Raw genomic sequence first — 24315 nt, forward strand, 5'->3', positions numbered from 1 at the left:
GATCAGAAGTCCATGTCACCGCCCGGCATGCCGCCCGGAGCGCCCGCGGCAGCGGCCTTCTCCGGCTTGTCGGCGATGACGGCCTCGGTGGTGAGGAACAGCGCGGCGATGGACGCGGCGTTCTGCAGCGCGGAACGCGTGACCTTCGCCGGGTCGATGATGCCCTCGGCGATCATGTCGACGTACTCGCCGTTCGCGGCGTTGAGGCCGTGACCCGGGGTGAGGTTGCGGACCTTCTCCACGATGACGCCACCCTCGAGGCCGGCGTTCACGGAGATCTGCTTCAGCGGGGCCTCCAGGGCCAGCTTCACAGCGGCGGCACCGGTGGCCTCGTCACCCTCGAGCTCCAGCTTCTCGAAGACCGAGGAGGCCTGGAGCAGGGCCACGCCACCACCGGCGACGATGCCCTCCTCGACGGCCGCCTTGGCGTTGCGCACGGCGTCCTCGATGCGGTGCTTGCGCTCCTTGAGCTCGACCTCGGTGGCGGCACCGGCCTTGATGACGGCCACGCCGCCCGCGAGCTTCGCCAGGCGCTCCTGGAGCTTCTCGCGGTCGTAGTCGGAGTCGCTGTTCTCGATCTCGGCGCGGATCTGGTTGACGCGGCCCTGGACCTGGTCGCTCTCACCGGAGCCGTCGACGATGGTCGTCTCGTCCTTGGTGATGACGACCTTGCGGGCGCGGCCGAGCAGGTCGAGACCGGCGTTCTCCAGCTTGAGGCCGACCTCCTCGGAGATGACCGTGCCACCGGTGAGGATGGCGATGTCGCCGAGCATGGCCTTGCGGCGGTCGCCGAAGCCCGGGGCCTTGACGGCGACGGACTTGAAGGTGCCGCGGATCTTGTTGACGACCAGCGTGGACAGGGCCTCGCCCTCGACGTCCTCGGCGATGATCAGCAGCGGCTTGCCCGACTGCATGACCTTCTCCAGGAGCGGAAGGAGGTCCTTCACGTTGGAGATCTTGGAGTTGACGATCAGGATGTACGGGTCGTCGAGCGACGCCTCCATACGCTCCATGTCGGTGGCGAAGTACGCCGAGATGTAGCCCTTGTCGAAGCGCATACCCTCGGTGAGCTCCAGCTCAAGACCGAAGGTCTGGGACTCCTCGACGGTGATGACGCCTTCCTTGCCGACCTTGTCCATGGCCTCGGCGATGAGCTCGCCGATCTGGGTGTCGGCGGCGGAGATGGAGGCGGTGGAGGCGATCTGCTCCTTGGTCTCCACGTCCTTGGCCTGCTCGAGCAGGGCGCCCGAGACGGCCTCGACGGCCTTCTCGATGCCGCGCTTGAGGGCCATCGGGTTGGCGCCGGCCGCGACGTTGCGCAGGCCTTCCTTGACCAGGGCCTGGGCGAGGACGGTCGCGGTCGTCGTGCCGTCACCGGCGACGTCGTCCGTCTTCTTCGCGACCTCCTTGACCAGCTCGGCGCCGATCTTCTCGTACGGGTCCTCGAGCTCGATCTCCTTGGCGATGGACACACCATCGTTGGTGATCGTGGGGGCGCCCCACTTCTTCTCGAGGACGACGTTGCGACCCTTGGGGCCCAGGGTCACCTTGACGGCGTCGGCGAGCTGGTTCATGCCGCGCTCGAGGCCGCGCCGTGCCTCCTCGTCGAACGCGATGATCTTGGCCATGTGAAGTGGTCCTCCCGGACGGATGGGGTCTCCCCCAGTTCCTCAAGAGCTTGGGGAAGGAAAAGCAAACGGACCGTGCTGGCGCCCGCGACGGACGGCCTGCTCGCCGTGTGGTTCCCTGCCCCACCCGGCCTGCGGACCTCACCGACCCGATCCAAGTTCTGTCACTCTCACTCGTAGAGTGCTAACGCCAATGATTAGCACTCGACCCCCGAGAGTGCAAGGTCGCCCCTCGGATCGGGACGGCGCACCCCCGCGTCCGCGCGCGGTGCGCCGGGGCACGACGAAGGGCCCGCACCCCGGTGCCGGGATGCGGGCCCTTCGTCTGCTGCGTCGTGTCGGTGGCCGATCGCGTCAAGCCGCTCAGACGGCGAGCTTGACCATGTCCGCCTGCGGACCCTTCTGGCCCTGCGAGATCTCGAACTCGACTCGCTGACCTTCTTCCAGGGTGCGGTAGCCGTCCATCTGGATCGCGCTGTAGTGGACGAATACATCCGCACCACCGTCGACCGCGATGAAGCCGTATCCCTTCTCCGCGTTGAACCACTTGACGGTGCCCTGAGCCATGCCTAACTCCCCTATTACTGGCCCTTGCGCAGGACCGCACTTCGCGGACCCGGGTCAGACCTCACTCCCCATGGGTTGGGGGTGTGCGCCGGAACGCGTCGACCGCGGCTGAATGTATCTGTCCAACTGCCGTCTGCAACAGGTCAATCGGACGAGAATTCTGGGCAAGGCTCTTCACCGATATGCGGAGAATTCATCGGAGTTCAGGGCAAGTCGGGCCGGACAAAAGCCACATAAGGCTCGAATAGGCCACTCACTTTGGCTGCTTCTTGTCGGCCCAAGGCCGACTTCGCATATGCGTCGGGCACCGCCCGGAGCGGGGAATCGAAGCTCCATTCCCAACTGTACCGCGCTCAACCATACAGAATTGCCCCCTCCGCTTCTCTCGCGGAGGGGGCAGTCCCGGTGACGCTGTGTACGGTCAGCAGCCGCCGGCGACGGCCGGAATGATCGAGACGCCCGCGCCGTCCGGCGTCGCCGTCTCCAGGCCCTGCTCGAACCGCACGTCGTCGTCGTTGACGTACACGTTCACGAATCGCCGCAGCTTGCCCTGGTCGTCGAGCACCCGGGCGGCGATCCCGGCGTGGTTCTTCTCCAGATCGGCGATGACCTCACCCAGGGTCGCCCCCTCGGCGGCCACCTCGGCCTGCCCGCCGGTGTAGGTGCGCAGGATGGTGGGGATACGGACGTTGACGCTCATGGGTTTCACCTCGGATGTACGGGGAGGGATGCGCCCCGTAAGGGGCGCGGGGCTCTGACATTTGCGGCTCCGCCGCGTGGGCGCGACCAGCCACAACGGACCCGCGGGAAAAGAACTACCCGGCAAGCCCCGCGGAGCGGAACGCCTCAAGGCTGGGCGGAATGGTCGCCGTGGCCTGCGAAGTCTCGGCGACAGCGTCGAGCGTCTTGAGCCCGTCCCCGGTGTTGAGCACCACCGTGGTGAGCGCGGGGTCGATGAGCCCGGCCTCGACCAGCTTGCGAGTGACGCCCACGGTCACCCCGCCCGCCGTCTCGGCGAAGATCCCTTCCGTGCGGGCGAGAACCTTGATCGCGTCGACGACCTGCTCGTCGTTCACGTCCTCCACGGCACCGCCGGTGCGCCGCGCGATGTCCAGGACGTAGGGGCCGTCGGCCGGGTTGCCGATGGCGAGCGACTTGGCGATGGTGTTCGGCTTCTGCGGGCGGACCACGTCCTGCCCGGCCTTGAACGCGGCCGACACCGGCGAGCAGCCCTCCGCCTGGGCACCGAAGATCTTGTACGGCTTGTCCTCGACCAGGCCGAGCGCGATCAGCTCCTTCAGGCCCTTGTCGATCTTCGTGAGCTGGGAGCCCGAGGCGATCGGGATGACCAGCTGGTCCGGGATCACCCAGCCCAGCTGCTCGCAGATCTCGTACGCGAGGGTCTTGGAGCCCTCGCCGTAGTACGGCCGCAGGTTGACGTTCACGAAGCCCCAGCCCTCGCCCAGCGGGTCGCCGATGAGCTCGGAGCAGAAGCGGTTCACGTCGTCGTAGTTGCCCTCGATGCCGACGAGCTCGCCGCCGTACACCGCGGCCATGACGACCTTGCCCTGCTCCAGGTCGTGCGGGATGAACACGCAGGAGCGGAAGCCCGCCCGGGCGGCGGCGGCGCCGACGGCACCGGCGAGGTTGCCCGTGGAGGAGCAGGACAGGGTGGTGAAGCCGAAGGCGCGCGCCGCTTCGAGCGCCTGCGCGACGACGCGGTCCTTGAAGGAGTGCGTGGGGTTGCCCGAGTCGTCCTTGACGAACAGCTTGCCCGGCTCGACGCCGATCTCGCGGGCGAGGTTGTCGGCCTTGACGAGCTTGGTCCAGCCCGGGTTGAGGTTCGGCTTGTCGGCCACGTCTGCGGGGACCGGGAGCAGCGGGGCGTACCGCCAGATGTTGGCCGGGCCGGACTCGATCTTCGCGCGCAGGGCCTCCGGGTCGCCGAGCGGCAGGTCGTAGGCGACTTCGAGGGGGCCGAAACACTCGGCGCAGGCGAAGATCGGGCCGAGGTCGAAGCGGGTTCCGCACTCGCGGCAGGAGAGCCCGGACGCGGGGCCGAGGTCGACGGTCCCGGAGGGAGCGGCGGTCCCGGAAGCAGGGGTCCCAGCAGCGGAGGTCCCGGAAGCGGCGGAGGTTTCGACAGTCTGCACAGCCATGGAGGCGAGGCCCTTTCTCCTCATCTTCCTCGCGACGCATCTCGCCGCGAGACGGAATTGGCACCTTCCCGAGCCGGGAGCCCCGCGACGCGTGATCCGATGGATCGCGTACGAGACCGACTGGGTGGTTGCCGGGGCTTCAACGGGCCGTATCCCTCTGCCCCTCTGGATGAGCGGTATGGCGCCGGACGGAGAACGCCCGGGGCGTTTGTGACGCGACGGCCACCGACATGCGATGGTCATGCGCGTTGTTCAAGACTGTAACCGAAGCCCTGGACGCTTGAGATAGTCGTCCGAGGCGCGAGATGCATCACAACCGGGAGGACCGCGCGTGCTGGAAGAGGTCGAGCGCTGGCTGAGCAGGCGTTCCTGGACCGTCGCCGATCGCCCCCTCCCCGCCCTCCTGGCCGCCAAACGGGCCGCGGGCACCTCGGTGAGCGTGGTCCTGCCCGCGCTCGACGAGGAGGAGACCGTCGGCGCCATCGTGGCCGAAATCCGCCGCGCGCTGATGCAGCGGATACCGCTGGTCGATGAACTGGTGGTGATCGATTCCGGTTCCACCGACCGCACCGCCGAGGTCGCCGCGGCCGCCGGCGCCCGGGTCGTGCACCGGGACGAGGTCCTGCCGCGGCTGCCCGCGCTGCCCGGCAAGGGCGAGGTCCTGTGGCGTTCGCTCCTGGTCACCCGCGGTGACGTCGTCGCGTTCGTCGACGCGGACCTGAAGGAGTTCTCGGCCGACTTCGTCTCCGGCATCGTGGGGCCGCTCCTCACCGAACCCGACGTGGACTTCGTGAAGGCGATGTACGACCGGCCCCTCGGCACGGCGGCGGGACAGGGCGGCCGGGTCACCGAGCTGATGGCGCGCCCGCTTCTGAACATGCACTGGCCGCAGCTCGCCGGGTTCGTGCAGCCCCTCGGCGGCGAGTACGCGGCCCGCAGGTCGCTCCTGGAGCGCCTGCCCTTCCCCGTCGGGTACGGGGTCGAGCTCGGCCTGCTCGTGGACGCCCTGCACACCGTGGGCCTGGACGCCCTCGCGCAGGTCGACGTCGGGGTGCGCGTCCACCGCCACCAGGACGGGCAGGCCCTCGGGCGGATGGCGGCGGCGATCTACCGCACCGCGCAGCTGCGGCTCGCCCGCGCCCATCTCGTCCGCCCCGAGCTGACCCAGTTCGTCCGCGGCGAGCACGGCTTCGAGCCGCGGACGCACCCCGTGGACACGGAGGAGCGGCAGCCGATGGGGGAGGTCGCGGAGTACGCGCGGCGGCGGGTGGCCTGAGGGGCCCTTGGGCCGGGTGGCCTGAGGGGCGGGCGTTCGGGCCGGGTGGCCCGAGAGGCCGGGGCCGTGCGGCGGGGGCCTGCGGGGCCGGTGGCCCGAGCAGGTGGTTCGCCGTCCGTACGTTTGAGCGTTTCCGTCAGCGGCTAGGTTCGCCTCATGGTCTCCGCGCAGGCAGCCGCCCAGATCCTCGTCGCGTCCAACCGCGGCCCGGTGACGTACTCCGTCGGTGACGACGGGACCCTCGACGCCAGACGTGGCGGCGGCGGGCTCGTCTCCGGGCTCAGCGCCATCGGCGACGAGGCCGAGGCCCTGTGGGTGTGCTCGGCGCTCGGCGACGGCGACCGGGAGGCCGTGCGGCGCGGGGTCGGCGAACCGGGCGTGCGCATGCTCGACATCGACGCCGCCGTGCACGCCGACGCGTACAACGGCATCGCGAACTCGGTCCTGTGGTTCGTGCACCACATGCTGTACCAGACGCCTCTCGAACCCGCCTTCGGGCCGGAGTTCCGGGCCCAGTGGGCTGCGTACGAGACCTACAACCGGGCCTTCGCCGAGGCCCTCGCCCAGGAGGCGGCGCCGGGCGCGGCCGTCCTCGTGCAGGACTACCACCTGACGCTGGTGCCCGGCATGCTCCGCGAGCTCCGCGACGACCTGCGCATCGGGCACTTCTCCCACACGCCCTGGGCGCCCGTCGACTACTTCCGGCTGCTGCCCGACGACATCGCCGAGCAGATCCTGCGCGGCATGCTCGGCGCGGACCGGCTCGGGTTCCTCACCGGGCGGTGGGCCGACGCCTTCACCGACTGCTGCGTGGCGCTCCTCGGCGGTACGACGGGCACGCGCATCGGCGTGCACGGGCTCGGGGCCGACGCGGACTTCCTGCGGGAGCGGTCACGTCGGGACGACGCCGAGGAGCGGCTCGCGGCGCTGCGGGAGCAGATCGGCACGGACCCCGAGGGAGCGGACCGGAAGGTCATCGTCCGGGTGGACCGCACCGAGCTGTCCAAGAACATCGTGCGCGGCCTGCACGCCTACCGGCAGCTCCTCGACGAGCGGCCGGAGTGGCACGAGCGGGTGGTGCACGTGGCGTTCGCCTACCCCTCGCGGCAGGACCTCGCCGTCTACCGCGACTACACGGCGGAGGTCTCGCGCGTCGCCGAAGCCATCAACTCCGCCTACGGCACGCCCTCCTGGACGCCCGTCATCCTGCACGTCAAGGACGACTTCGCGCGCTCACTCGCCGCGTACCGGCTCGCCGACGTCGCCCTCGTCAACCCCATCCGGGACGGCATGAACCTGGTCGCCAAGGAGGTGCCGGTCGTCTCCGACGAGGGGTGCGCGCTGGTGCTCTCCCGCGAGGCGGGCGCGTACGCGGAGCTGGGCGAGGACGCGATCACCGTGAACCCGTACGACGTGTCGGGCACCGCCGCGGCGCTCCACGAAGCGCTCACGATGCCTCCCGAGGAGCGGGCGGAACGCACCAAGCGCCTGGCCGCCGCCGCCACCGCCCTCCCCCCGACCCAATGGTTCCTGGCCCAACTCCACGCCTTGACCCCAAACTGACCCCACAACTGCCCCCCGCTCCGCGGGGGTCTCTCCCACCCACCCACCCTTTACCCAGGGGGAACTTTCTCCCGCCCTGGTCGAGCGCCCCGCCCCCGCTGCGGCCCCGGGGAACTCGCTCCCGCCCCGGGGACGTGCTCCCGCCCCAGGGACTCGCTCCCGCCCCGGGGAACCGCCCGGCCAGGCCGCACCCGCCCTTCGCCCGGCTGCGCCCGCCGCCCCCGCCGTGGGCAACTGCTCCGCCAGGACACGCCCGACCCCGACGGCGCCCGCCGCCCACACTGTGGACAACTGGCCCACCAGGACACGCCCCCCCGCCGACGGCGCCCGCCGCCCCCACTGTGGGCAACTGGTCCGCCAGGGGCGGAACGGGTGGGCACAGCCCCGGCCTACGGCACCTGTGATGTGGGCGGAGGGGCACGGCGAAGCACGACCAGCGGTCAGGTCACGGCCTACGGTCAGGCCACGTCAGGTCAGGCCACGTCAGGCCACGTCAGGTCCAGGTCAGGTCACTGCCGACGGCCAGACCAGGCCAGGTCAAGCCCGGCCAAGCCCCACGGCCAGGTCAATTCAGGTCAGCGCGGAGGCGAGACCCGCCAGGAGGGCGACCACGGCGCCGGGACCGTCGACGACGAGGTCGGCACGGTCCGCGAGCTCAGTGACCTCCGCACTGCCACTGCACACAAGCAACCCCCGAACATCCCCACCCAACCGCAACTTGTCCACGGCAGCAAAAGCAGGCAGATCCCCAAGATCGTCCCCCGCGTACAGCACGGACTCGGCCCCCACCTCCCGCACGTAGTCGACGAGGGCAACCCCCTTGTCCACCCCGGGCGGCCGAAGTTCGAGAACGAGCCGCCCCGGCTCGACGATCAGCCCGTGCCGAGCGGCCAGCTCCCCGAGCGGCCCCCGCAACTCCTCGAACGCCGCCTGCGGATCCCGCGCCCGCCGCGTGTGCACGGCGACGGCCCGCCCCTTCTCCTCGATCCAGGTCCCGCGCCACGCCCCGATCGCGTCCAGGAACCCGGGCAGCTCGGCCCGTGCCCCCGCCACCCCCGGATGCTCCTCGGCGGCCTGCACGGTCGCGCTGACGGCGTCCCACCGCTCGGCCCCGTAGTGCCCGAGAACGACGAGCCGCTCAAGACCGGGGACACCCGCGAGACCCCCGTAGCGGACGGCGACACCGGCGGGCCGCCCGGTGACGACGGCCACGGAACACACCCTCGGCGCGAGCGCGGCAAGCGCGGGCACCGCGTCGGGGTGCGCCCGCGCCTGCTCGGGATCGGGCACGATCGGCGCGAGCGTACCGTCGAAGTCGAGGGCGATCACGGCCCGTTCGGGCCGGGCCAGGATCGCGGCGAGTCCGTCGCGCCCGGCGGGCGTCAGCGGCTGCGGCAGGGATTGCGTCGGGTCACCCATGGGCCAGACCTTAGCCCTAACGCTCGCCGCGCCGCGCCTGCCGGACCCGCCGCAGCCGGTTCACGGTGACCGGATCGTGGGCCAGGGCACGCTCGTCGTCGAGCAGCGCGTTCAGGATCTGGTAGTAGCGGACCGGGGCGAGCCCCAGCTCCTCCCGGATGGCCCGCTCCTTGGCGCCGGGCCCGGCCCAGTTCCGCCGCTCCAGGGCGAGCACCGCCCTGGCCCGCTCGGACAGCGTGTGATCGTCCGTCATGACGACCACGCTAACCCCGGCCGCGCCGGGTCACCGCGCGTTCTCCTCCGCGCGGGCCTTCGCCTCGATCTGGCCGAGGATCGCCTCCGGGTTGCCGTTCTCGTCGACGGTCTTGCCGATGTACTTCTTGACCTGCACGGACACCTGCGCCCACGACGTCTTGTCGACCGGGTAGAGCTGCGAGGCGGGCAGTTCCTCCAGGAACTGGCCGAGCTTCTCGGAGTCCTCCTTGTCCTCCGACATCGCCTGCGACGCGGACGTCGTGACGGGCAGCAGGTCGTACTCGCGCGAGAAGTCGAGGACGTTCTCGGTGCTGTAGACGAAGTTGAGGAACTCGCCGACCTCCTTGCGGTGGCCGTTCTGCTTGAAGGCCATCATCCAGTCGGCGACACCCATCGTGGACTGGGCCTTGCCGTTGATGCCGGGCATCGGCACCATCCCGTACTTCAGGCCCTTCTTCGCCGCCATCTGCATCAGGGTGGGGTGCCCGTTGAGCATGCCGACGTCACCGCGGGTGAAGGCCGCGAAGGCCTCGGCGCGGTTCAGCTTGCCGGGCTGCGTCGGACCGGTGAGGCCCTTGCCGACCAGCTCGTCCTTCAGCCACTTGAAGGTCGTCACATTGGTCTTGGCGTCGATGTCGTACGAGCCGACGTTGTCGGTGTAGCCGCCGCCCCCGCTGAGCAGCCACTGCATCGTCTCGGCCTGCGCCTCCTCCGGGCCGAGCGGCAGCGCGTAGGGGATCTTCACTCCGCGCGCCTTCAGCTTCTGCGCGGCGGCCTGCAGCTCGGACCAGCTCTCCGGCGGCTCGATGCCGGCGCTCTTGAAGAGCTTCTCGTTGAAGAACAGCAGGCGCGTGGACGCGGCGAACGGCATCCCGTACTGCACCCGGTTCACCTCGCCGGCCTTGGAGAGCGGGGCGAGGAAGTCGGCCTGGGTGGGGATGGAGAGCAGGTCGTCGGCGCTGTACAGCTTGTCCTGCGCGGCGTAGTCGGCGTAGGCGCCGATCTGGGCGAGGTCGGGGGCCTTCCCGTCCTCCACCATCTCCTTGACCTCGCGGTCGACGTCCGTCCAGGGCAGGACGGTCACATCGATCTTGATGCCCGGGTGCTCGGCCTCGAACTTCTTCGACAGCGCGTCCCAGTACTTCTTGGACGAGTTGGCCGAGGAGTCGCCGTAGTCCGCGGCCACGAGCTCCAGGGTGACGTCACCGGAGTCGCCGGAGCCACCGCTACAGCCGGCGAGCAGTGCCGTCATGCTCAGCGCGGCCACCGCCGCGGTCAGACCTGTCACGCGCCGCTGCACTGCTGTTTCCCACCCTCGTCGTTCCTGGCCGAACTGCGAGTTTCCCTCGCGTCCCGATACAAGGTCTACACCACACGCGTATCACTTCTGCAACGGCCTTGGCTTATTGCAGGGGCCACGTACGCCTGCTAAGCACTCCCCTGCACCCGCCACACCGCACCGCACACCGCAACTCCCGCACCCGCAAGGAGCCTTGGCGCATGTCGCGTACCGCAGCAGAGACAGCCAGCCAGCCCGACTGCTGGCGACGGGCGGCCGACGCCGCCACCACCTTCGACGGCCTGCCGCAACCGGGCGAACGGGTCGCCGTGACCGGTTGCGGTACGTCCTGGTTCATGGCGATCGCGTACGCGGCGCTGCGCGAGGCGGCCGGGCAGGGCGAGACGGACGCCTTCGCCTCCTCCGAGTTCCCGACGGGCCGCGGCTACGACCGCGTCGTCGCCATCACCCGCTCCGGTACGACGACGGAGGTCCTCCAGCTCCTCGGCGAGCTTCGCGGCTCCGTCCCCACCCTCGCGCTGGCCGGCGACCCGAAGACGCCCGTCATGGCGGCGGCCGACACCGTCGCGGTCCTGGACTGGGCCGACGAGGAGTCCGTCGTCCAGACCCGGTTCGCCACGACCGCGCTCGCGTTCCTGCGGGCGGGGCTCGGCCCCGTCCCCGGCGTGAAGCCCGTCACCGAAGCCGCCGCGGACGCCGAACGAGCCCTCACCACTCCCCTGCCTCCCGCCCTGCTGACCGCCGAACAGTGGACGTTCCTCGGCCGCGGCTGGACCTACGGGCTCGCCCTCGAAGCCGCCCTGAAGATGCGCGAGGCCGCCGGGGCCTGGACGGAGGCGTACCCCGCGATGGAGTACCGCCACGGCCCCATAGCCATCACCGGCCCCGGCCGTGTCACCTGGACCTTCGGCACCCCACCGGAGGGACTCGCCGACGACGTCACCCGAGCCGGAGGCACCCTGATCACCCACCCCGCCCTGGACCCCCTCGCCGACCTGGTCCACGCCCAGCGCCTGGCCGTAACGGTGGCGGAGTCCCGCGGCCACAACCCGGACCACCCCCGAAACCTGACACGCAGCGTGATCCTGAACGACGGCGGGATCAGCCCCTCCGGCGCAGATTCCAGCCCCTCCGGCGTTTGAGGAGCGGGGTCTGGGGCGGAGCCCCAGGATCGGAGAAGGGGCGGGCCCGGGGCGCCCCCGCGAGGCCCCACCCCCAGGCCTGGTCCGGGGATAACCCCGAGGCCGGCCCCAGGCCGGTCCGGAGGCCGAACCCCACCCCAAGGCCCAGGGGCCAGAACATGTGGACTAGACCTCTCACGGGGTCACACGCGACACTGTCCCCGTGAGACATGTCATCGCCCTGGACGTGGGCGGCACAGGAATGAAGGCCGCCCTGGTCGGGGCGGACGGCACACTCCTCCATGAGGCCCGCCGCCCGACCGGCCGCGACCGCGGCCCCGAAGCCGTGGTGGAGACGATCCTCGACTTCGCCGCGGACCTCCGCGCCCACGGCCTCGCCCACCTGGGCGAACCCGCCGCCGCGGCCGGCGTGGCCGTACCCGGCATCGTCGACGCCGACCGCGGCATCGCCGTCTATGCGGCCAACCTCGGCTGGTCCGACGTACCGCTGCGCGACCTCCTCAGCACCCGCCTGGAAGGCATCCCCGTGGCCCTCGGCCACGACGTGCGCACCGGCGGCCTCGCCGAGGGGCGTCTCGGCGCGGGCCAGGGCACCGACCGCTTCCTGTTCGTACCGCTCGGCACGGGCATCGCGGGCGCCATAGGCATCGGCGGCACCATCGAACCGGGCGCCCACGGCTCGGCCGGCGAGATCGGCCACATCGTCGTACGCCCCGGCGGCCCGCCCTGCGGCTGCGGCCAGCGCGGCTGCCTGGAACGTCTCGCGTCCGCGTCCGCGGTGACCAAGGCCTGGGCGGAGGCCAGCGGCGACCCCACGGCGGACGCCGCGGACTGCGCGAAGGCCGTGCGCTCCGGCGATCCGCGCGCCGCCGGCGTCTGGCAGAACGCGGTGGACGCCCTCGCCGACGGCCTCCTGACCGCCCTCACCCTCCTCGACCCGCAGACCCTGATCATCGGTGGCGGCCTGGCCGAGGCCGGGGAAACCTTGTTCACGCCGCTGCGCGCGGCCGTCGCCGCCCGCGTGGTCGAGTTCCAGACACTGCCCGAGATCGCGCCGGCGGCACTCGGTGACGCGGCGGGCTGCCTCGGCGCGGGCCTGCTCGCCTGGGACCTCCTGGCCACCACCGAGGCCAGCGAGCCCACCGAACCCGGTGGACCCACCAAATCCACCGCACCCAGTGGACCCGGTGGACCCGGTGGACCCACCAAGTCCACCGCACCCACTGAACCCGGTGGACCCACCGAGTCCACCGAACCCCCAACCCCCATCACCCCCACGACTCCCCGGAGGTAACCACCTGATGGCCCCCAGCAAGGTTCTCGCCGGTGCCCAGGTGGTACTGCCCACCGGGACCGTCCCCAACGGCCGCGTCATCGTGACGGACGGCGGCCGCATCGCCGAAGGGGGTACCGCCCTGCTCGAGCGAAGCCGAGAGCTTGGGGGAGCTCCCGCGGACACCGAGACGGTCGACCTGACCGGCCACTGGCTGGTCCCAGGCTTCGTCGACGTGCACAACCACGGCGGCGGCGGCGCCTCCTTCACCAGCGGCACGGCCGAGGACATCCTGCACGGTGTCCAGACCCACCGCCTGCACGGCACCACCACCGTCGTGGCCTCCACCGTCACCGGCGAGATGGACGCCCTCGCCCAGCGCGCGGGCCTGCTCTCCGAACTCGCCGAACAGGGCGACATCGCCGGCATCCACTTCGAGGGCCCCTTCATCTCGCCGTGCCGCAAGGGCGCGCACAGCGAGGCGCTCCTGCGCCACCCGGACCCCGCGGAGGTCCGCAAGCTCGTCGACGCCGCCCGCGGCCAGGCCCGCATGGTCACCCTCGCCACCGAACTCCCCGGCGGCATCGACTCCGTACGCCTCCTCGCCGAACTGGGCGTGATCGCGGCGATCGGCCACACGGACGCCACGTACGAGCAGACGAAGGAAGCCATCGACGCCGGCGCCACCGTCGCCACCCACCTCTACAACGCCATGCCCGGCCTCGGCCACCGCGCCCCCGGCCCCATCGCCGCCCTCCTGGAGGACGAGCGGATCACCATCGAGCTGATCAACGACGGCACCCACCTGCACCCCGCCTCCTTCGAGCTGGCCTTCCGCCACGCGGGCGCGGGCCGCGTCGCCCTGATCACCGACGCGATGGACGCGGCGGGCTTCGGTGACGGCACCTACCTCCTCGGCCCGCTGGAGGTCGAGGTGAAGGACGGCGTCGCCCGGCTCACCGAGGGCGGTTCGATCGCCGGCTCGACCCTGACCATGGACCGGGCGTTCCAGCGCTCGGTGACCGTCGACGGGCTGCCCATCGGCGATGTCGTGGCCGCGATCTCCGCGAACCCCGCCAAGCTCCTCGGCGTGTACGACCGCGTCGGCTCCCTGGAGCCCGGCAAGGACGCCGACATCGTGGTCCTGGACGCCGAATTCGCACTCAAGGGCGTGATGCGCAAGGGCGAATGGGTCATCGACCCCACCGCGCCCTGACCCGGCCGGGTGAGGCGGTTGGTCCGAGGTCTGGGCCAACCGCCTTCTTTTTGGCATGATCAGAACCCGAAAGCCGCACGCAGCGCACCGCTCCGTGTTCCGTCGTCCCGGGGGTGAAGCAGTGATCGTCACGGTCACGCTGAACGCCGCCCTCGACCTCACGTACAAGGTCCCCGTCCTCACCCCGCACACCTCGCACCGCGTCACCGAGGTGACCGAACGCGCGGGCGGCAAGGGCCTGAACGTCGCCCGCGTACTCGCCACCCTCGGTCACGACGTGACCGTCACCGGCTTCGTGGGCGGCGACACCGGCCACGCCCTGCGCGACCACCTCAGCCGCGTCCCCGGCGTCACCGACGGCCTGTACCCGGTCGCGGGCGCCACCCGCCGCACCCTCGCCGTCGTGGACGCCCGCACCGGCGACACCACCCAGCTCAACGAGGCAGGACCGACCGTCACCCCCGCCGAGTGGACCGGATTCCTCGCCGCGTACGAGGAGTTGCTGCGCCGCGACGCCGTGCGGGCCGTGGCCCTGTGCGGCAGCCTGCCGCCCGGCGTGCCGGTGGGCGCCTACGCCGTCCTGGTACGCGCCGCCCGCGCCGCCGCCGTACCCGTGCTCCTCGACACCAGCGGCGAGCCCCTGCGCCGCGGCGTCGCCGCCCGGCCCGACATCGTCAAGCCCAACGCCGACGAACTCGCCGAACTCACCGGCGCCCACGAGCCCTCCCAGGCCACCCGCGACGCCCGCCGCCGCGGCGCCCACGCCGTCGTCGCCTCCCTCGGCGCCGAGGGCCTCCTCGCCCTCACCCCGGAAGGCACCTGGCGCGCCAGGCCGCCCGGCCTGATCCGCGGCAACCCCACCGGCGCCGGCGACTCGGCCGTCGCGGCCCTGCTCTCCGGCCTGGTCCGCCAACTCCCCTGGCCGGACCGCCTATCGAACGCCGTCGCCCTGTCGGCGGCCACCGTCGCCGCCCCCGTGGCGGGCGAGTTCGACGCGGCGGTGTACGAGGACGTCCTGCCGAAGGTCACCGTGACGGGCGCCGAGCCGCCTGCGCAGTGAGCGGAGCGGAACGGAACGGGGGGGCAGGGAACGGTGAACGGTGAGCGGCGTCACCAGCGGCACCGACACCCGACCCGACCACCACCCCCGCCCTACGCTGTGGCGGCTCGCCCCCGGCAGCCCGACCGAAGCAGCCCGACCGAAGCAGCCCAACTGACACGGCCCGACCGAAGCAGCCCGACCGAAGCAGCTCAACGGGCCGTGGCAGGCCCGGGAACGGGGTCAGCATGCCACTCACCACCACCGGCGAACTCGTCGCCCACGCCCACGCCCAGGGACGCGGCATCGCGGCCTTCAACGTCATCACCCTCGAACACGCGGAGGCCATCGCCCTCGGCGCCGAGCGGGCGGGCACCGCCGCCGTCCTCCAGGTGTCCGAGAACGCCGTGAGGTTCCACGGCGGCCGCCTCACCGCGATCGCCGCCGCGACCACCGCGGTGGCCCGCACCTCCTCCGCCCCGCTCTCCCTCCACCTGGACCACGTCACCGACACCACCCTGCTGCGCGCCGCACACGCCGAGGGCTTCAGCTCAGTGATGTTCGACGCCTCGAAGCTCGCCTACGCCGAGAACGTCAAGGAGACCGCGGACGCCGTGCGTTGGGCGCACGAGCGCGGCATCTGGCTGGAGGCGGAACTCGGCGAGGTCGGCGGCAAGGCCGGCGAGGCCCCCCTGGACGCCCACGCCCCCGGCGCCCGCACCGACCCGACGGAGGCCGCCGCCTACGTCACCGACACCGGCATCGACGCCCTCGCCGTCGCCGTCGGCTCCTCCCACGCCATGACCGAACGCACCGCCGCCCTGGACCACGGCCTCGTCGCCGCCCTGCGCACGACCGTCCCGGTCCCCCTGGTCCTGCACGGCTCCAGCGGCGTCCCCGACCACGAGATCCGCCACGCCATCAACGCCGACATGACCAAGATCAACGTGGGTACGGCCCTCAACACCGCCTTCACCAGCGCCGTACGCGACCACCTCGCCGCCCACCCCACCGGCGTCGACCCCCGCAGATACCTGACCCCGGCCCGCGAAGCGATGGCCGGGATCGTCGAGAGCTTCCTGCGCCTCACGAAGTGACGCACCCCGCTCCCCAGGGCGCGCCGCTCCTCGTCACGCACTACTCCTTGACGTGCCCGGCCTTCAGCCACACCCGGTCGAGGACCGCGTCGCACTTGTCGCCCTGCTGGCAGGAGACGGAGATCGTATTGGTGCCCTTGTTCAGCTGGACGAAGGCGAAGGTCTTCGTCCAGCCCTTCTCCCACGCCCCCTCGTCGGCGCCGGTGAAGTTGTCCATGTTGAGCTTGCGGCCGGACGGTGTGCCGTTGATGCCGAGGGTCGTCTCGGCCGCCTTGCCCGGCACGGAGTACCCCACGAAGACGGTGTAGGCGCCGCTCTTGGGAATCCCGTCGACCGTCCAGGACACCTGCGCCCCGGGCTTCTCGAGCCCGGCCACGTACACCCCGCCCGCGGACTTGGCGCCCTTGATGTCGGACGCCGTGGTGGTACCGCCCTCCAGCTTGAGGGCCTTGGCATCGGCCTCGGGCAGCTCGGCCGGGGGCTTCTTGCCGCCGTCCTCGGACTCCGTCGGGCTCGGCTCCTCGGACACGGACTGCTTCTGGGACGGCCCCGCCTCGTTCCCGTCGTCGTCCCCGCCACCGCCGCCGAACACCATCGCGGCACCGATCCCGATGGACACCACGGCGACCACCGCGATGGCACCGATCAGCAGCCCCTTGGTGTTGGGCCCCCGCCCGCGACCGCCACCGTTGCCCGCCTGCCCCGGTATCCCAGGCGCCCCGGGCCCACCGACCTGCCGAACCGGCGCCGTGACCCCCGGCTGCGCCTCCGGGGCCGCGTAGTGGGCGTTGGGCTGCCCGTACGCCTGCTGCGGCGCCTGCTGCACGGGCGGATAGCCGTACGCGGGGGCCTGGCCGTGGCCCTGGGTCTGCTGGCCGTACTGCTGGGGCTGCTGGCCGTACTGCTGCGCCTGGCCGTACTGGCGCTCGCCGACCGCGCGTACGTGGTTGTACGACCTCGGCCCGGGGTAGCCGTACCCGCCGCCCCCTGAGGGCGGAGTCGCGCCGGCCGCCTGGCCGTCCGCGTACAGATAGCCGAACGGGTCGTCATCGCCCTCTGGCGCGCGCGGCGTGTGCTCGCCGTTATTGCCGGGCGTCATTCGCAGGTCACTCCCTCGCATCGCGGATGCGGGCGAGCCTACCCGCTCCGGGTGACCGCCCATGGTGACGTTGACTTCTTCCAGGAAATCCCACAGGTGCGCGGGCGCCGAGCCCGGTGACCACCCGCCCCCGTCACGCCTCCCCCACGGCGCCCGAAGCCGCTTCCGCTACCGCGTACGGCAGTTCACGCGCGCCCGCCCCCGGCGCCCGACCCGCCACCCGTGGTCTTCGGACCCCGCCCTCACCCGGCCCGCCGATGCTGCTTGGCCCGAGAACGTTTCTCGACATACATCCGCTGATCCGCCGAATGCAGCACTTCGTCCGCGGACATCCCGCAATGTGCCCATCCGATACCGAAGCTGGCCCCCACGCGCACGGCCCTCCCGTCCACCCGGATCGGCGGAATGATCGCGTTCCGCAGCCGCACCGCGAGGTCCTGCGCGTCGGCCCTGCCCAACCCGTCAGCGAGCACCACGAACTCGTCGCCACCGAGCCGCGCCACCGTGTCCCCGTCCCGAACCCCGCTGGTCAGCCGCCTCGCGACCTCGATGAGGACCGCGTCACCGGTGTGATGCCCGAACCGGTCATTGATCGACTTGAAGCCGTCGAGGTCACAGAACAGGACGGCCAGGCCCTTGGTGCCGTCGTCCGGAACGGCCTCCTCCGGCGGGGCGATCGTGTGCACATGGTGGTCATAGCCGTCGCCCTGCGGATCCGCGCCCACGCCCTGCCCGTGCTGCCCGTGCCCCCCAGCATGTGCCGTCCCGTACAGCCCACTGTTGTCGTACGCCGCATCCAGCGAGTCCACCGTCGACGGCTGACCCGCATGCGGCCGACGACAGAGCCGGGCGCTGAGCCGGGCCCGCAGCTCCGCCGAGTTCGGCAGCCCGGTCAGCGAGTCGTGCGAGGCACGGTGCGCGAGCTGCAACTCACGCCGCTTGCGCTCCTCGATGTCCTCGACGTGGGTCAGCAGGAACCGGGGACCGTCCGCGGCATCGGCCACCACCGAGTTCCGCAGCGACACCCAGACGTACGTCCCGTCCCGCCGCCCGAACCGCAACTCCGCCCGACCGCCCTCCGCCGACGTACGCAGCAACGTACCGATGTCCTCGGGGTGCACGAGATCCGAGAAGGAGTAGCGCCGCATCGCGGACGCGGGCCGGCCCAGCAACCGGCACAACGCGTCGTTCGTCCGCAGGATCCGCCCATGCTGATCGCCCCCCATCTCGGCGATGGCCATGCCACTGGGCGCGTACTCGAAGGCCTGCCGGAAGCTCTCCTCGCTGGCACGCAGTGCCTGCTGCTCGCGTTCGAGACGGACCAGGGCCCGCTGCATGTTGGCTCGAAGCCGCGCATTGCTGATGGCGATGGCGGCCTGGAACGCGTACATCTGCAGCGCCTCACGCCCCCACGCGCCGGGGCGCCGCCCGTTGCGCGGCCGGTCCACGGAGATCACACCGATCAGCTCGCCGCCGGACGACCCGGTCGCGTACATCGGCGCGAACAGCCGGTCCGAAGGGTGCCACTCGTCCTCGAAGCGCGGCTCGGGCCCCTCGGTGTACCACTGCGGCACGTCGTCCTCGTCGAGGATCCAGCCCTCCGTGTACGGGATGAAGCGCAGCGCCCCCCAGGCCTCGCCCATGGTCAGACGCCGCTCCCAAGACTCACGGGAGCCCACTCGGCCGGTGATGAGGGCCTCGGCGGCCGGGTTGCCCGCGAAGGCGGCGACGACGAGATCGCCGTCCGGGCGCACCAGGTTGACGCACGCCAGCTCATAGCCAAGCCCGTTCACCACGCCGTCGGCGACGGTCTGCAGCGTGTCCGCGAGGCTGCGGGCCGTATTGAGGTCCGCAACCACCTGATGCAGCTGCCGCAGGGTCGCAAGACGGACGTACGGCTCCGACTCGGTCTCCATGCTCGCTCTCCCCGAGACCTCGACAGCAACTCCAGGATCCGCAGCGTCCTCAGTGTCCTCAGTGTCCGTATCTCTGACTCTTCCGACTCTTCCGACTGATCGTGCTTCTTCTGAGCCTCTGTGTCTCCGCGCTTGCCCGTACTGCCTGAACTGGTACGCACTACTGCCCGTACGGGCAGGTACCGCCACCCGTACTGCTGGATACTGCTGCCCGTGCTGGTCAGGTCTATCGCCCGTACCAGTGGTGGTGCCGGTCGATGCTTCTTGAAACCGCCGTGCGTTTCTTCCCGCCCCGTCGCGCCTTCGTGCCCTCAGCGTCCGCGCCGTCTCCATGCCTGTCCGATTGCCACGGTCACTGAATCACAGCGAGCAGCTCACCCGGTACACAGGGTCAACAAAATATGGGCCCTGTGACTCAAGTCACAGGTGAGAGATCCGATTTGAGTTCCTGAATTGAGCCCAATTTGAGCTATGGCGGGGAGGGATTACCAGCTTTGGCCAAGGCGTTGCTCTGCGAGCCCCTGTCCGGGGCTGCGATTCTCGCCGGTGCGCCATGGACCCACCCCGGCCCAACGGTGGACCTCGGTCCTAGGTCCACCCTAGGCCCGGAGGCCGATGCGGAACGTCAACCTCCGCAGTTAGCGTCGAAGCGTGGCTGCCGACCTGACCATGAAGACCCAGACCCTTCCCACCCCTCATCCTGTGGGGGTGAGCAACGACGAGTTCCGCGCCGCCATGTCCCGCCTGGCGGCGGGCGTGGTCCTGGTGACGGCCCAAGAGCCCCCGCTGGACCCGGACGACCCCACGGCCCCCGGCGGCGAGGACGTCGGCATGACGGCGACCGCCTTCCTGTCCGTATCCCTTGACCCGCCCCTGGTCATGGTCAGCCTGCGCGAGGGCTCCCGCATGGACGACCTGCTGGCGGAGCAGCCTTTGTGGGCCGTGTCGGTCCTGTCGGAGAGCCAGCGGCACATCGCGGGCCGCTTCGCGATGAAGGGCCGCATCAGCGACCGCCTGCTCTTCGAGGACCTCCCCTACGTGCGCGGCGAGACCGCTGGCGCCCCCCTGATGGGCGGCGCGCTCGCCACCCTCGAATGCCGCACGGAACAGACGGTGTCCGCGGGCGACCACACCCTGGTCATCGGCCGCGTACTGACAGCACAGCTCCCGAGCGCCGACGGCGGCCCGCTCCTGTACTTCAAGGGCCGCTACCGCCAGCTGGGCTGACCCCCGCCCGCCCCCGCCGAACCACCGCACGAGGGCCCTGCCACTATCCCCAGCCCTTCCCCGACCGCCCCTGCTTGGTCTCCCCGCGCCGCTTCTTCTCCCGCAGCCGCCGCTCGTTGATCCCGCGCGGGATGCGGGTGGCCCTGCGCGGCTTGGGCGGCGGAGCCGTGGCCTCCGCCAACAGGGAGGCAAGTCGGGTGGCGGCCATCTCCCTGTTCCGCCACTGCGAGCGGTGCTCGCTCGCCCGTACGCTGACGACACCGTCCACGAGCCGGGACGCCAGCCGCTCCAGCGCCCGCTCCTTCCACACCTCCGGCAAGGCCTCCGTGCGCGCGAGATCGAAGCGCAGCTCGACCTGCGAGTCACTGGTGTTGACGTGCTGCCCGCCAGGCCCGGAGGAGCGCGAGAAACGCCACATCAACTCGGCCTCTGGCAGCGAGACGGAGCCACGGATGACGTAAGGGCGGTGACCTGACATGTGCACCATGGTCCCGCGTGTGCACACCTCCGTCACCTGCTTTTCAGCAGTGATGCACCACATACGGAGACCCGAGTAAAGAAAGTAAAGACAGTCTCCGGCATATGGAACCTTCGATACCCCCCTCGGCGTTCATAGGGATGTCGGTAGCTTCGTCCCAGCACGAAGCCCGAAGGTACCTACGTACTACTCGGCTGTACTCACGCTAGGAAGGGACTCCCAACAATGGCTGTAAGCCTGTCCAAGGGCGGCAACGTCTCGCTCACCAAGGAGGCACCGGGTCTGACCGCCGTCACGGTCGGCCTCGGCTGGGACGTCCGCACCACCACGGGCACCGACTTCGACCTGGACGCCTCCGCCATCGCGGTGAACCCCCAGGGCAAGGTCTACTCGGACGCCCACTTCGTCTTCTTCAACAACAAGGCGACCCCGGACCAGACCATCGTCCACACCGGCGACAACGTCACCGGCCAGGGCGAGGGCGACGACGAGCAGATCAACGTCAACCTCGCGGGCCTCCCCGCCGACGTCGAGAAGATCGTCTTCCCGGTCTCCATCTACGACGCCGAGAACCGCTCGCAGAACTTCGGCCAGGTCCGCAACGCGTTCATCCGCATCGTGAACCAGGCCGGCGGCACCGAGATCGCCCGCTACGACCTCTCCGAGGACGCCGCCACCGAGACCGCCATGGTCTTCGGCGAGTTGTACCGCAACGGCGCCGAGTGGAAGTTCCGCGCCGTCGGCCAGGGCTACGCGTCCGGCCTCGTCGGCATCGCTCAGGACTTCGGCGTCAACGTCTGAGGTTCCACCGAGTAGTTGAAAGCCCCGGTATCTCCGAGCCGGGCAACTGAAGGGCCCCGGCCGGGCAACTGGTCGGGGCCCTTCCGCGTTCCCGCCCGCACCCTTGCTGCGTCGCTGGCCCGCACCCCGCTGCCTTGCGGGCCCCGCCCTCAAGGGCCCCGCCCTCGCTGACCCTCGCCTTCACGGCCTCCCAGCCTCCCGGCCTCCCGGCTGTCTTCCCTCGGCCCGCTGCGCGCTCGGCAGCCCACTTGGCGATCTTGGTGTTATTCCGCCGCCTCTACTATTCTGGAAACACAACTAGTCGAGAAGTGCAGCGACGGCTGCCGCCGATACGACTACGCCGACGAGTACAGAGCACCGAGAGCCGTTATCAAGCAAGAGGGGGAGTAGTCATGGGAGCCGCGCATGTCCATACCGCCTGGACCCGTGCCGCTCTCCCCCTCTGTCTCCTCGGCATTTTCGACACCGAGGAGAAGAGCTACGGCTACGCCTTGCTCAGCCGCCTCACCGATGTCGGCATCGACGGCGTGAAGGCCGCGACCCTGTACCCGGCCCTCACCCGCCTCGAAGAGGAAGGCGCCGTCGAGATCGAGTGGGGCGCCGGCGAGGGCGGACCCGGCCGCAAGTACTACCGGATCACTGACGCAGGGCGTGTCCGCCTGCGCCGCGACCGCGCCGCATGGGCAGCGTTTGCCAGCACGGTCGCCTCACTGACCAGAGCCGACGAACAGGACGCGGCCCCTTCCCCGGCACCCACCGGGGAAGGGGAGGACCAAGCTTGACCAAGGGGGAACCGCCATGACCAAGCACCACGACCAGAGCCTTCACCAGACCCAAACCTCGAACCCGGCTCCGGAGCAACCGTCCGACTCGGCTTCCGACTCGGCTCCGGATCACGCCCCGACGGCGGATCGAGAGCGCACGCGCAAGCCGACTCGTTGGGGACGCGGGAAGCCGAAGCCGGTTCGGGAGTACAAGCCGAAGCTGACGTGGGAGCGCAAGGAGGACGAGGTTTGGGCCGCCTCCCTGGAAGTACGCCTCGTCCTCGACCACGACGCACCCGCCGGTCTGGCCGACCAGGTCCTCATCGAGGTCCATGAGATCGTCCGCGAGGAAGGACGACCCGCCCTCGAACTCTTCGGCGCTTCCGAGGCCTACGCCCAGGTCGTCGCCGACGAACGCATCACCGAGGAACACCGTGCCCGTGTCGACGCCCACGGAATGACCCCCGGCGAGCGTCTCTCCGCCGCCTTCGTCTCGTTCGGTGTGGCCGGGTTCTTCTTCTGCGCCTTGGAATGGCTAAGGGGCGGGCTGTGGGTCGGCATCAGCTGGCCCGCTGTCACCTTGACCGTGATGATCGTCCTGGCCGTCGCGTTGAGCTCACTGGCCGTCGTCGCCCGAGCCGCCGGGCTGGTCCGGGGCGCTCTGTGGTTTGCGGCCGCCACCGTCGCCACGGTGTGTGCGGGTATCGGCGCCACTGCTGCGGTTCCCGACGGGCAACTCTTCACCGTGCCCGCTCCCGTCCTGATGCTGGCCTGCTTGGCGGGCATCGCGGCCGCCGTACGGTTTCCCGACGCCACCATCGACAGGTGGTTCGCGAAGAACCCCACCGACAGCGACGACGATGCCTGGTTCGCCCGTCTCGACGGTCTACTGCGTGGGCGCCACGCCATGTCCGCAGCACAGGCCGACGGCCACGTCCGCGAGGCCCGCCACCACCTCGCGTCGGCGCCCGGCGAAGCTGGCGCCGTGGATGTCTTCGGTGATGTCGAGGTCTACGCCCTTCGCCTGGCCGAGGGCCCCAGCCGCACCCGCCGCTTCGCCCGGCGCCAGTTCTACGGCTCGTGCGTACTCACCGTCTCTCTCACGATCCTGCTGATCGACAACCTGACCGACCCCGGCTCCTCCCCCTTCTGGCTCGCCGTCAACACCGGTGCGCTCGGTGCTGCGCTCTGGTCCCTTGTCACCGAGTGGCGCCGCTCCACCGCCCCCGACACCCCCACCCACACCCACCACTGAGGCGTCCACCTCCGCAGCGCGCGACCGTCCCGCCAGACAGTCACCCGAAAACAACGCGTATCGGGCCGAGCGTGCGGTTAGCCTGCGCCACATGATCCTCGAACAGCTCCCCGCCTTCACCAACGGCACCGAAGCCGGTGATCTGCCCGGTCCCCTCCTCACCGAGCTAACGGCCCTCTACGCCTCCAACCACGAGTTCTTCGCCCTCAGTGGCGACTTCCCCGACGCCCACGACATCAGAGCCGAACAGGTCGCCACGGCTCTCGCCGACGAACTCGCCCAGCCGAGCGCCGAAGTGCTCCTGGGGCGTTCCGAGGGGCGTCTCGTCGGCGTCGTCGTCACCCTCACTCGTCATCCAGACCCGGCCGATCCCGACCCCTGGATCGCTCTCCTCCTGGTAGACGCCCAGGTGCACCGCACCGGAATCGGAAAGAAGCTGGCAGCCGCCATCGAACAGCGCTTCCGCACGGCAGGCCGCACCGGCGTCCGTCTAGCTGTCCTCGACAACAACCCGAAGGGCCTCGCCTTCTGGACCGCCCTCGGCTACGAAGTGATCGACCACCGCAAAGACCTTGAACTCGGCCGTCCTTGCGCGGTACTGCGCAAGCCGCTCTGAATCCTCTTAGGCACGCGCCGACGAAGGGGCGGCGAAGGGGCGTGGGATGCCAGGTGAGGCGAGGGCAAGGGTGAGGGTGGGGGTGGGGGTGAGGTCGCCGCGGACTGCGGGGAGGGGACGGGCGCTGCCGGGGACTTTCTTCGCGCCGAAGGCGTCGCTTTCGTCCCCGCCCCCCACCCGCTTCAACTGCTACCCGATGCAATTGTCAAAGAACAGTGCCTCACA

At 70.6% G+C, this 24315-nt stretch carries 22 protein-coding genes and 1 riboswitch; of the genes, 12 read left to right on the forward strand and 10 right to left on the reverse strand.

What is annotated here, in order from left to right:
* Positions 1-2: 2 nt before the first annotated feature.
* From groL to thrC, 4 genes are all read right to left on the reverse strand, one after another.
* Entirely contained in the window at positions 3-1628 is a 1626-nt protein-coding gene (gene groL / locus GPA10_RS24655; protein WP_030569261.1) for a chaperonin GroEL, read from the reverse strand.
* A 363-nt stretch (positions 1629-1991) separates the two neighbouring features.
* Positions 1992-2195, reverse strand: coding sequence for a cold-shock protein (locus tag GPA10_RS24660; RefSeq protein WP_005315736.1), 204 nt, complete (start codon positions 2193-2195; stop codon positions 1992-1994).
* A 421-nt stretch (positions 2196-2616) separates the two neighbouring features.
* A complete protein-coding gene (locus tag GPA10_RS24665; protein WP_058846281.1) occupies positions 2617-2895 on the reverse strand; it encodes a MoaD/ThiS family protein in 279 nt (92 codons plus the stop codon).
* Positions 2896-3010: 115 nt separating this feature from the next.
* On the reverse strand, positions 3011-4378 hold the full coding sequence (gene thrC, locus GPA10_RS24670; RefSeq protein ID WP_157167425.1) for a threonine synthase: 1368 nt from the start codon (positions 4376-4378) through the stop codon (positions 3011-3013).
* Positions 4372-4530, reverse strand: a riboswitch (SAM riboswitch). It overlaps the preceding gene by 7 nt.
* A gap of 155 nt (positions 4531-4685) precedes the next feature.
* Between thrC and GPA10_RS24675 the strand changes: the two genes are divergently transcribed.
* Both GPA10_RS24675 and GPA10_RS24680 read left to right on the forward strand, forming a co-directional pair.
* On the forward strand, positions 4686-5630 hold the full coding sequence (locus tag GPA10_RS24675) for a glucosyl-3-phosphoglycerate synthase (protein ID WP_058846283.1): 945 nt from the start codon (positions 4686-4688) through the stop codon (positions 5628-5630).
* A 156-nt stretch (positions 5631-5786) separates the two neighbouring features.
* Positions 5787-7193 (forward strand): alpha,alpha-trehalose-phosphate synthase (UDP-forming), encoded by a 1407-nt coding sequence (locus GPA10_RS24680; RefSeq protein WP_157167426.1) that lies wholly within the window; start codon positions 5787-5789, stop codon positions 7191-7193.
* 570 nt (positions 7194-7763) lie between these two features.
* Here the strand turns inward: GPA10_RS24680 and otsB are convergent.
* Genes otsB through GPA10_RS24695 form a run of 3 tightly spaced genes read right to left on the reverse strand, consistent with a single transcriptional unit; the run spans position 7764 to position 10167 of the window.
* Positions 7764-8612 carry a trehalose-phosphatase gene (gene otsB / locus GPA10_RS24685; RefSeq protein WP_058846285.1) on the reverse strand — a complete coding sequence of 283 codons (849 nt, stop codon included), beginning with the start codon at positions 8610-8612 and terminating at the stop codon, positions 7764-7766.
* A 16-nt stretch (positions 8613-8628) separates the two neighbouring features.
* Positions 8629-8865: a DUF3263 domain-containing protein gene (locus GPA10_RS24690; RefSeq protein ID WP_058846435.1), complete on the reverse strand. Its 237-nt coding sequence runs from the start codon at positions 8863-8865 to the stop codon at positions 8629-8631.
* A gap of 30 nt (positions 8866-8895) precedes the next feature.
* Complete coding sequence (locus GPA10_RS24695) at positions 8896-10167, reverse strand: ABC transporter substrate-binding protein (protein WP_058846286.1); 1272 nt, start codon at positions 10165-10167, stop codon at positions 8896-8898.
* A gap of 200 nt (positions 10168-10367) precedes the next feature.
* On the opposite strand from GPA10_RS24695, the gene GPA10_RS24700 reads away from it, so the two are divergent.
* From GPA10_RS24700 to GPA10_RS24720, 5 genes are all read left to right on the forward strand, one after another.
* A complete protein-coding gene (locus GPA10_RS24700; protein ID WP_157167427.1) occupies positions 10368-11309 on the forward strand; it encodes an SIS domain-containing protein in 942 nt (313 codons plus the stop codon).
* A 202-nt stretch (positions 11310-11511) separates the two neighbouring features.
* Entirely contained in the window at positions 11512-12603 is a 1092-nt protein-coding gene (locus tag GPA10_RS24705) for an ROK family protein (protein WP_343041290.1), read from the forward strand.
* A 7-nt stretch (positions 12604-12610) separates the two neighbouring features.
* Positions 12611-13798, forward strand: coding sequence for an N-acetylglucosamine-6-phosphate deacetylase (gene nagA / locus GPA10_RS24710; RefSeq protein WP_058846288.1), 1188 nt, complete (start codon positions 12611-12613; stop codon positions 13796-13798).
* A 121-nt stretch (positions 13799-13919) separates the two neighbouring features.
* Complete coding sequence (locus tag GPA10_RS24715; RefSeq protein WP_343041291.1) at positions 13920-14858, forward strand: 1-phosphofructokinase family hexose kinase; 939 nt, start codon at positions 13920-13922, stop codon at positions 14856-14858.
* 227 nt (positions 14859-15085) lie between these two features.
* A complete protein-coding gene (locus GPA10_RS24720) occupies positions 15086-15934 on the forward strand; it encodes a class II fructose-bisphosphate aldolase (RefSeq protein WP_157167429.1) in 849 nt (282 codons plus the stop codon).
* Positions 15935-15974: 40 nt separating this feature from the next.
* On the opposite strand, the gene GPA10_RS24725 is transcribed toward GPA10_RS24720, so the two are convergent.
* Complete coding sequence (locus GPA10_RS24725; protein WP_157167430.1) at positions 15975-17033, reverse strand: carbohydrate-binding protein; 1059 nt, start codon at positions 17031-17033, stop codon at positions 15975-15977.
* 242 nt (positions 17034-17275) lie between these two features.
* Complete coding sequence (gene cdgB, locus GPA10_RS24730) at positions 17276-18949, reverse strand: diguanylate cyclase CdgB (protein ID WP_058846292.1); 1674 nt, start codon at positions 18947-18949, stop codon at positions 17276-17278.
* Positions 18950-19618: 669 nt separating this feature from the next.
* Between cdgB and GPA10_RS24735 the strand changes: the two genes are divergently transcribed.
* Positions 19619-20176 carry a flavin reductase family protein gene (locus GPA10_RS24735; RefSeq protein ID WP_157167542.1) on the forward strand — a complete coding sequence of 186 codons (558 nt, stop codon included), beginning with the start codon at positions 19619-19621 and terminating at the stop codon, positions 20174-20176.
* A 43-nt stretch (positions 20177-20219) separates the two neighbouring features.
* Here GPA10_RS24735 and arfB read toward each other — a convergent pair whose 3' ends face one another.
* A complete protein-coding gene (gene arfB / locus GPA10_RS24740; RefSeq protein WP_157167431.1) occupies positions 20220-20663 on the reverse strand; it encodes an alternative ribosome rescue aminoacyl-tRNA hydrolase ArfB in 444 nt (147 codons plus the stop codon).
* A gap of 216 nt (positions 20664-20879) precedes the next feature.
* On the opposite strand from arfB, the gene GPA10_RS24745 reads away from it, so the two are divergent.
* The 4 genes from GPA10_RS24745 to GPA10_RS24760 all read left to right on the forward strand — a co-directional run bounded on the left by GPA10_RS24745 (position 20880) and on the right by GPA10_RS24760 (position 24090).
* On the forward strand, positions 20880-21455 hold the full coding sequence (locus GPA10_RS24745) for a TerD family protein (RefSeq protein WP_058846294.1): 576 nt from the start codon (positions 20880-20882) through the stop codon (positions 21453-21455).
* Between the two features lie 392 nt (positions 21456-21847).
* Positions 21848-22237 (forward strand): PadR family transcriptional regulator, encoded by a 390-nt coding sequence (locus GPA10_RS24750; protein WP_157167432.1) that lies wholly within the window; start codon positions 21848-21850, stop codon positions 22235-22237.
* A gap of 16 nt (positions 22238-22253) precedes the next feature.
* Complete coding sequence (locus tag GPA10_RS24755) at positions 22254-23474, forward strand: hypothetical protein (protein ID WP_157167433.1); 1221 nt, start codon at positions 22254-22256, stop codon at positions 23472-23474.
* A gap of 91 nt (positions 23475-23565) precedes the next feature.
* On the forward strand, positions 23566-24090 hold the full coding sequence (locus GPA10_RS24760; protein ID WP_157167434.1) for a GNAT family N-acetyltransferase: 525 nt from the start codon (positions 23566-23568) through the stop codon (positions 24088-24090).
* The last annotated feature ends 225 nt before the right edge of the window (positions 24091-24315 follow it).

The sequence above is a fragment of the Streptomyces typhae genome, assembly GCF_009755605.1.
Taxonomy (GTDB): Bacteria; Actinomycetota; Actinomycetes; order Streptomycetales; family Streptomycetaceae; genus Streptomyces; species Streptomyces typhae.